Annotated in this window: 5 protein-coding genes and 1 pseudogene; all 6 read left to right on the top strand. The window is 58.6% G+C overall.

Annotated features, from left to right (window positions below):
* Positions 1 to 407, top strand: a pseudogene (locus IVA78_RS25145) (chitooligosaccharide synthase NodC); the annotation flags it as partial.
* Between the two features lie 23 nt (positions 408 to 430).
* Entirely contained in the window at positions 431 to 1,060 is a 630-nt protein-coding gene (nodS, locus tag IVA78_RS25140; protein ID WP_247281312.1) for a nodulation methyltransferase NodS, read from the top strand.
* A gap of 11 nt (positions 1,061 to 1,071) precedes the next feature.
* A complete protein-coding gene (gene nodU / locus IVA78_RS25135; RefSeq protein WP_247468414.1) occupies positions 1,072 to 2,784 on the top strand; it encodes a nodulation protein NodU in 1,713 nt (570 codons plus the stop codon).
* A 4-nt stretch (positions 2,785 to 2,788) separates the two neighbouring features.
* Positions 2,789 to 3,703 carry a nodulation factor ABC transporter ATP-binding protein NodI gene (nodI, locus tag IVA78_RS25130; RefSeq protein WP_247468411.1) on the top strand — a complete coding sequence of 305 codons (915 nt, stop codon included), beginning with the start codon at positions 2,789 to 2,791 and terminating at the stop codon, positions 3,701 to 3,703.
* A gap of 3 nt (positions 3,704 to 3,706) precedes the next feature.
* Positions 3,707 to 4,495 carry an ABC transporter permease gene (locus IVA78_RS25125; RefSeq protein WP_247311328.1) on the top strand — a complete coding sequence of 263 codons (789 nt, stop codon included), beginning with the start codon at positions 3,707 to 3,709 and terminating at the stop codon, positions 4,493 to 4,495.
* 198 nt (positions 4,496 to 4,693) lie between these two features.
* Positions 4,694 to 6,706, top strand: coding sequence for a carbamoyltransferase (locus IVA78_RS25120; protein ID WP_247468408.1), 2,013 nt, complete (start codon positions 4,694 to 4,696; stop codon positions 6,704 to 6,706).
* Positions 6,707 to 6,863: the final 157 nt, after the last annotated feature.

Below are 6,863 nucleotides of genomic sequence, written 5' to 3'. Positions count from 1 at the left end.
CCATCTCATCGATTGCCGCGCTCGCTCAGCTCGCGCTCACCGGCACCGTGCCCTGGTGGACCGGTCTGACCATCGTCGCGATGACCATGATTCGATGCGGCGTGGCGGCCCTTCGTGCCGGCGAGCTTCGATTTATCGGCTTCTCGCTCCACACCCCGATCAACATCTTCCTCCTGCTCCCGATGAAAGCCTATGCGCTCTGTACCTTGAGCAACAGCGACTGGCTCTCGCGCAAAGTAGCGAAATCATCACACGTTGACGAATCGAAGGCCTCGATCGAAGACGCGACAACTGGACCAAGCCTTAACCCGGTATCGGAAACGCCTGGCTCAATTCGCGGGGCCGGTCTTTCGCGCGCTCCCTCGCAGCTGACCGCGTCTGATGGCATTGCGGCCGAGACTGACTGACAGCTTTATAGGGGCATTTAGTGGTGAGCGTGGACAAGACACATCAATCGTTGCAACGGGAGCTGACTAACGATGACCCGTGGCGGCTTGACGACAATCCGTTCGAACGTGAGCGTCACACCCAATTGCTACGGCTATCGCTGTCGAACGGCGCCGTCTCAACCGGGCTCGAGATCGGGTGCGCGGCCGGTGCATTCACAGAGAAGCTTGCTCCTCACTGCAAACGGCTCACGGTCATCGATGTTATGCCGCGAGCGATCGGTCGAGCGGTCCAGCGGACCAAGAGGTGGTCGCATATCAGCTGGGCGGCGAGCGATATTCTGCAGTTCTCGACCGAAGAGCTGTTCGATCTGATCGTGGTCGCCGAAGTTCTCTACTATCTCGAAGACATGACACGGATGCGTACCGCAATCGACAAAATAGTGAAGATGCTTGCTCCAGGTGGGCATCTGGTCTTCGGATCTGCACGTGATGCCACCTGCAGGCGATGGGGGCATGTCGCTGGCGCCGAGACAGTCATCACGATGTTGACTGAAGCGCTCATCGAGGTCGAACGCGTGCAGTGCCAGGGGCAGTCGGCTGACGAAGACTGCTTGTTGGTCCGCTTTCGCAATCCGGAGCGATCTTCGATCCGTCCTAACGGCCGAGCTTGAAAGGAGCCACTATGCGTATCTGCGGTATCAAGCTGACGCATGACGGGGCAGTCGCTCTGATCGAGCACGGCCGGGTGGTGTTTTGTGTCGAACAGGAGAAGCTGAACAACAATCCGCGTTATCAAACCATCGACAACCTGGATGCCGTTGTTAGCGCCTTGGCGGAGCACGGGCTGCATCCGAGCGATGTTGATCAGTTCGTTATTGATGGCTGGGATGGAGAGTTCGAGTCGCAGTTTGAAGTCCTTAGTGGGACGACGACCATAAAGCTCAAGGGCGCGCCGTATGTCGAACGGCTAGGCGATAGCCCCCTGACGTCCCGCGATGGCATCGGCCTCATGCTTGATGGGAAGCTATATCCCTATCAAAGCTATCCCCATGTCACCGGGCACGTAGCATCCGCATATTGCGCCAGCTCGTTTGCCAAATCCGCGCAATCTGCTTTCTGCTTGGTGTGGGACGGCTGCATGTTTCCACGCCTCTACTATGTCGAGCCCCATGGCATCCGGTTCATCGAGTGCCTGTTTCCGATGATAGGTCACGCCTATGCGACGGCAGGACATCACTTTGGACCTTACAGGCGGGCAGACCGCACCAGCTGGGATCTCGGTATTGCCGGCAAGCTGATGGCCTATATCGCGCTGGGATCGCCCGACGAGGACAGTATTAAGACGTTTCATGAACTTTATGAGGCGCACTTTGCCACGGATGCTGAGGGCGCTTGTCCTGAGCTTGGAGAGATCAACAGCTCACAAGCGCCGCTTGAAGCTCTGCACGACTTCTTCGATGCGTGCGCAATGCGATTGAAGGAAAAGCAAGCCGAAGACGTCCTTGCGTCATTTCACGTTTTTCTAGAGCGTCTGCTGGTTCGCACCATTGCTGATGTTGTGGAGCGGCATTCGGATCTTGCGGGGGCGCGTAACCTCTGCATAGCCGGCGGCTGTGGCCTGAATATTAAGTGGAATAGTGCATTTCGTGCGACCGGCCTATTCGATGTCGTGTGGGTGCCGCCCTTTCCGAACGACAGCGGCTCAGCCATTGGTGCTGCTTGCTCTGCGCTGGCGGCACAGCAAGGCTTTAGAGCTCTGGAATGGTCGGTCTACAGTGGACCGGCCGTGCGTCCCAGCGAAGTCCCGCCCGAATGGGAGGGCGCGCCCTGCACTATGGGCGAACTTGCGGCAATCCTCGCTTGCGACAAGCCAGTGGTCTTCCTTGCCGGGCGTGCCGAGCTCGGACCACGAGCCTTGGGTGGCAGAAGCATTCTCGCTGCTGCGAGCTGGGAAGGAATGAAAGATCATCTCAACGACATCAAACTTCGCGAGCATTTCAGGCCGGTAGCGCCGATATGCCTGGAGGATCGTGCGGCGGAGATTTTTAGCCCTGGAATACCCGATCCGTACATGCTGTTCGATCACCAGACGCGACCGGAATGGCGGGACAAAATTCCCGCCGTCGTACATCTCGACGGATCTGCTCGTCTACAGACCGTTTCCAGAACCTCTCAGCATAAAGTGGCCGAGCTTCTCGTCGAATACGAGAAGCTCACAGCCATTCCGCTGCTTTGCAATACCAGCGCCAATCTGCATGGACGCGGCTTTTTCCCGGATGCTGCCGCCGCGTGCCAGTGGGGACGCGTCGATCACGTATGGTGTGACGGCCTGCTTTGGACAAAAAGGCGCGCAAGCGAGGAAGCGGCGCGAACAACGTCCGTCGCGATAGCGTAAGCAAATGTCAACCGCGGCAGTCGACCTTTTCCAGGTGAGCAAGTTCTATGACGACAGGGTCGTCGTGGACGCTCTTTCGTTTACGGTCTCGCCGGGAGAGTGCTTCGGTCTGCTGGGACCAAATGGCGCGGGTAAAAGCACGCTTGCGCGTTTGATCCTGGGCGTTGCATCGCCCGACGCAGGTAAGATATGCGTGCTCGGCGAGCCAGTGCCGGCAAGGGCGCGCTTGGCGCGCCGGGGGATCGGGGTTGTCCCACAGTTCGATAACCTTGATCTTCAGCTCACGGTGCGCGAAAACTTGCTCGTTTTCGGGCGCTACTTCACCATGAGCGCGGCTGAGGTGAAAGCGGTCACGCCGTCACTGCTCGAATTCGCGCGCCTGGAGAACAAGGCGGATGCCCGCGTCGCCGAACTGTCCGGCGGCATGAGGCGACGCCTGACCTTGGCACGGGCCCTCATTAACGACCCGCAGCTCTTGGTGCTTGATGAGCCGACGACCGGCCTTGATCCGCACGGCCGTCACCTGATCTGGGAACGCTTGCGCTCGCTATTAGCGCGCGGCAAAACGATCCTTCTCACCACCCACTTCATGGAAGAGGCGGAGCGATTGTGCGACCGCCTGTGCGTGCTTGAGCACGGCCGTAAGATCGCCGAAGGTCAGCCTCACGCGCTGATCGAGCAGCAGATCGGCTGCCAAGTGATCGAGATTTACGGCGGTAATCCGCATGAACTGCTGCCGCTGGTCAGACCCCAAGTGCAGCGCGCTGAGGTGAGCGGGGAGACGCTCTTCTGCTATGTCACGGATCCAGAGCAGGTGCGCCTCCGGCTTGCCAACCGCACGAATCTCCGCTTTCTGCAGCGTCCTCCAAATCTGGAGGATGTCTTCTTGCGGCTAACCGGGCGAGAGATAAAGGACTGAACGATGTGGCAACGTTTTGCGCCGGCGCTCCCTGCTAATCCATGGAACTGGATCGCGGTATGGCGCCGCAATTTTTTGGTCTGGCGGAAAGTCGCTCTGGCATCGATTCTTGGGAATCTGGCCGAGCCGATGAGCTCTCTGTTCGGTCTCGGGTTTGGCCTTGGAATGATCATAGGTGGTGTTGAGGGGACCTCATACATCTCGTTTCTGGCGGCTGGCATGGTCGCCACAAGCGCGATGGTCTCCGCAACCTTCGAAACGATCTATGCGGCTTATGCTCGCATGCAGACAAATTGCACGTGGGAGGCAGTGCTCTGTACGCCCCTTACGCTCGGCGACATTGTTCTCGGTGAAGTGGCATGGGCAGCGAGCAAGGCCTTGCTCGCCGGGACAGCGATCACGATTGTCGCCGTCGCGCTGGGTTACGCAGAGTGGTCATCCATCCCCTATGCGTTACCAGCCATCGCCCTCACTGGCGTGACTTTCGCGAGCCTCGCAATGGTCGTTTCAGCCCTTGCACCAAGCCACGACTATTTCATCTTCTACCAGTCGCTTATTCTCACGCCCATGATGTATTTGAGCGGGACCATCTTCCCAATGAGCCAGTTGCCCGGTTCATTTCAACGCATCGCGGCCTTATTGCCGCTGACTCATTCGGTCGATCTCATTCGTCCGGCAATGCTCGGTCGGCCGGTCGACAGCGTCGGATTGCATGTGGGCGCACTTTGCATCTACGCGGCATTTCCCTTCCTCGTATCGGCCGTGCTGCTTCGGCAGCGCCTGATGCGGTGAGAGGAACAAGACCTAAAGCGAAGCATCGCGTGTGCGAGATGCGATATCGGGCGTAACGAACTGCCGATGCGGGCGACGCTTATGTGAGTCTCGTCACGCTAGCGATGCCTGATCGGCCCCGCGGCGACGTGCGGCCTACTCCCAAAGCAAGCGATACGAAATAGGCCAACAGGCCTCTCAGGATTAACGGAGAACAAGATGCTGTGTCTAGGATTGAGTGGCGGCCTCGACAGGGTCTATGAAAACCCCCTCGGACTACCGCACACGTTTCTGCACGACGGCGCCGCGGTACTTGTCAAGGACGGGCGCGTGCTCGCTGCCGTGGAAGAGGAGCGCCTCAACCGGATCAAACATTCAAACAAGCTCCCGAGCAGTGCGATTGAATACTGTCTTGCAGCCGCGGGTGTGGAGCTTCGCGACGTCGATCGTATTGCGTTCTACGCTACTGAAGCCTATTGCAATGCGATGCTCGAACGGCTGTTCATCTCACAACCGGAAATCTCAATTCCGCTAGATGCCAATCTGCTGTTACGGCACCTTCTAGCCACGGAGTTCGGTACCCAAGTTGATCCTTCGCGGGTGTCATTCGTAGGCCACCATCAGGCCCACGCCGTGAGCGCTCTGGCGATGTCGGGTTTTGAAGAAAGCCTGGTCCTCGCGATCGACGGTTGTGGCGACTTCCTGTCGGGTCTGTTGGCGGTCGGGTCGGGCACCGAAATGACCGAGCTTATGACCTTTTCAGAGAATAACTCTCTCGGACTGTTCTATCTGGAGACGATCCGATATCTCGGCTACGGCCTGTTCGACGAGTATAAGGTTATGGGGCTGGCTCCTTACGGAGATCCCGCACGCTATCGCGAGCTCTTTTCCCAATTCTATGAGCTCTCCGCAAACGGTGGCTACCGCGTTCACCTCGACCGTATCGGTCCGGCATTGCTGCGCAATATTGAGGTCCGGCGAAAGGGAATGCCGTTCACGCAACAGCATCGAGATGTGAGCGCATCGTTGCAGGAGGCGCTGGAGCGGATCGTGTTTCACATTCTTCGGCATTATCGTGAGTCGACTGGAATGAAACGGTTGTGCCTGGCTGGCGGGGTGGCTCACAACTGCACGCTGAACGGAAAACTCCTGTATTCAGGCCTGTTCGAAGACATCTTCGTGCAGCCGGCTGCGCATGACGCCGGATGCGCATTGGGCGCGGCACTGATGGTGTCGAACGAGGCCGGGCAGCCTGCGCCCCGCGAGCGACTACAGGCGGTTTATTGGGGGCCAGATGTCGGCAGCGACGACAGCATCGAACAGGAACTGAAGGGATGGGCCGGACACCTCGAGATTGAACGGACTGCTGACGTCGCAACCAGAGCAGCCGAGTGGATGGCTGATGGCGCCGTGATCGGGTGGGTACAGGGCCGATCGGAGTTCGGCCCTCGTGCGCTCGGCAACCGCAGTATTCTTGCCGACCCGAGGCCCGCGGCGAACAAGGACCGGATCAATGCGATGGTCAAGAAGCGCGAGAGTTATCGACCATTTGCGCCATCGGTTCTGGAGGAGGATGCGGGCGCGTTCTTTGAGTTGCCGGATGGTCGCGCAGAATATCCCTTCATGAATTTCGTCGTTCGCGTGCGCGAATCCAAGCGTGCTTTGCTAGGCGCGATCACGCATATCGATGGTACGGCTCGGCTGCAGACGGTTTCCCGCACGAACAATGCCGCCTATTGGGAAGTCATCAATGCGTTCAAGAGCCGGACAGGCGTCCCGATTCTGCTTAATACGTCCTTCAACAACAATGCCGAACCGATCGTAGATTCCGTTGCCGATGCGATTACGGCGTTTTTATCGACCGAGCTGGATGGTCTTGTAGTCGGGTCATTCCTCGTCAAGAAGCGGGCAACAACGCTCGAAAGCTGGACTGCACTCGCCGTATCACTGCCGCCCCATGTATCTCTTTACCGGGTTCGCGCTCATGCGGGCCGAGAACGCCAGGAGACAGTCTGCGAGATCCGCATGGGTCACTCCAGCCAGGACAGCGTGCGCGTCTCGCATGACCTGTTCGACATGCTGATGCAAATTGAGAAGGAAGCTGTTCTTGCCGATCTTCTCGCCAGGGTCACCTCTGACAGGACTAGGCGAGAAGCTCTCGTGAACGAACTGCGCGGGCTCTGGGATCTGCGCCGTATTCGGCTGCATCCGTCACAGACTGCGCGGTCGTGAAAGGTGGGCAATGCGGAAGAGGGCTCCTTGGACGCCGCTTGCATGACCTGCCAATCGCGGTGCCGTGGAGGAGGGCTTGCGGGTTGATCGCCTTGCGTCCAGGTGACCAGCCGTCCATTGGCGTGAATCGGAATCGCAAGACTAGGTGCGCCACACA

Source organism: Bradyrhizobium sp. 137 (assembly GCF_023074095.1).
Taxonomy (GTDB): Bacteria; Pseudomonadota; Alphaproteobacteria; order Rhizobiales; family Xanthobacteraceae; genus Bradyrhizobium.
Note: the sequence above shows the minus strand (reverse complement) of the source record. Positions and strands in the feature narration are given on the sequence as shown.